The organism is Candidatus Viridilinea mediisalina (assembly GCF_002532535.1).
GTDB lineage: Bacteria > Chloroflexota > Chloroflexia > Chloroflexales > Chloroflexaceae > Viridilinea > Viridilinea mediisalina.
The window spans coordinates 1-2,047 of sequence record NZ_NQWI01000255.1; the positions used below are offsets into that span (position 1 = coordinate 1).

Annotated in this window: 1 protein-coding gene; it reads right to left on the reverse strand. The window is 64.8% G+C overall.

The window, feature by feature from the left end:
- Positions 1–66: 66 nt before the first annotated feature.
- Positions 67–1,983: a protein kinase domain-containing protein gene (locus tag CJ255_RS21815; RefSeq protein ID WP_097646177.1), complete on the reverse strand. Its 1,917-nt coding sequence runs from the start codon at positions 1,981–1,983 to the stop codon at positions 67–69.
- Positions 1,984–2,047 lie beyond the last annotated feature (64 nt).

Below are 2,047 nucleotides of genomic sequence, written 5' to 3' on the forward strand. Positions count from 1 at the left end.
CATCGTAGTGCCGACTTTAGTCGGCTGAGGTCTTTGGCAGCGATGGGAAGCCGACTAACGTCGGCACTACCTACGGCGCAAACAGGAACGGGCGAGCAGGCGGTAGCGCCGCGCATGGCGCGTCCTGTTTTCGTCGTGTGCCGTGCCAAGCCGAATTGCTTGCTGCAGTTGTTGCAGGGCGGTTGTGTGGTCGCCCAACAGTGCCGCCGCTTCGCCGTAGGCGCTCCGCAAGGCACCTTGCAGCCGATCATCTAGGGTGTCGAGGGCTAGGCTCTCGATGATCAGCACCATGGCCCGCGCATGGCCTTGGCTCAGCAGACGCCAAGGCTGGCTACTGAGTAGCGTTGCTGCGCCCACGGTGTCGTCGCCCCATGCGTAGTGGCGCGCCGCCGCCAAGAGTGTCTGCTCCGTCTGGGCGTAGTGGGTCGCCACCTGCTGGTGCATGCTGCGCCGCATCCGGCAGGCAAGCCCTTCATAATAAAAATGCTGCACGATTGCATGCAGCATGTAGACCCGTTCATCATTGCGTTCGCTTGTAATCAGCAGGTGGTGTTCAACCAAACTCTTCAGGGTGCGCCGCAGGCGCCGAGCGGGCACCAGTACCTCTAGCACCTCGCGCGTGCCCCCTTCATCGCGTAGCAACGCCACCGCCTCTAGCACCTGGCGCTCCTCCTCTCCCAACTGATCGTCCAACTCGCGCAGCAGGTAGTCTTCAACCGCCGTGCTACTCAGCAGCCGTTCGCGCAGCGTCTGCGGATCGCGGATACGCTCGGTGGCGGCATTGGCCAACACCAGAAACTGGGGGTTGCCTGCGGTCAGCGTAACCAGCGCCGTCAGCAGCTCCTGGTTCTGCTGGAGGCGCTCGTGGCTCAAGAGCAGCGCCGCCGCCTCATCATCAAGCCCGCCCAGACACTGGTTCAGGGCGAGCGCTTCGCGCAGCGCCGCGCCGCGCGAGGTGATGATTAGCTTGAGATCGCCCGCCAGCGCGGCCTGCTCAAGTCGCGCCAAGATGCGCGCCAACTCGTCGTCGCCCTCAATCCAGTGGCGATCATCGCAACAGAGCAGCAGACGCTGCCCCCGCGCCAACTGGATCAGTTGCTCGACCAGAAGCTCCGGGCTGGGCAACTGGCCGCCCCCCTGCTGGGCGCGTTGCAGTTGCTGCCACACCAACCCGCGCCCCAAGTGGGCCAACCAACCCGCCAACTGCGTCACCAACACCTCCGCCCGCTCGCCGACGCGGAAGCGGTGCCAGAAGGTGCGCTCGGTGGGTGCGACCCGCTGGGCTACCGTGACCGCCAGGGTGGTCTTGCCCATACCGGCCATGCCACTCAGCCCAACCAGGCCCGTGGCGGTGAGCTGGCCAACCAATTGCGCCAACTCCGTGGCCCGCCCCACCACGCGATCCACGGCGGGCGGACGCTCCGCTGCGGGCGGCGGGGCGACATTGAGCGAAACCAGCAACTCATCGAGCGTCGCCAAGAATGCATCAGCACTAGGACGCTCCTTGACATCCACGGCCATGGCGTTCGCAATGAGCCGCCGCACCTGGGCATGCAGGTGCGGCGGCAGATCGGGCGGGCCATGGGTGCGCGGCGGATGCAACCCCGTCACCAACTCATAGAGCATCGCCGCCAGCGCATAGACATCGGAGCGCGGCTCGGGCTGGCCGTACCAATGCTCCGGCGGCGTATAGCCCGGCGTACCGCCAATCGCCACCACCCGATCCGTCGCCGTATCGGCCACGGCACGGCGGGCGAGGCCAAAATCGATCAGCCAGACGCGCCCGATCTCATCGAGCATCACATTCTGCGGCTTGAGATCGCCGTGCAGCACCGGGCGGGGGGTGCGGCTGTGCATATAGGCCAGCGCCGAAGCAACATCGCGCATATAGCGCAACGCCTCCAGTTCGGGCAATGGTTCACTACGGCGCTTCAGCAACTTCAACAGATCGGTGCCAGTGACATACTTCAGGCTCTCTAGGATTTCCCGGGCTAAAACGTTTGTGCTTCAGTAGACATGGCTTCCTGATGCGCTAAAACAGAGGCGG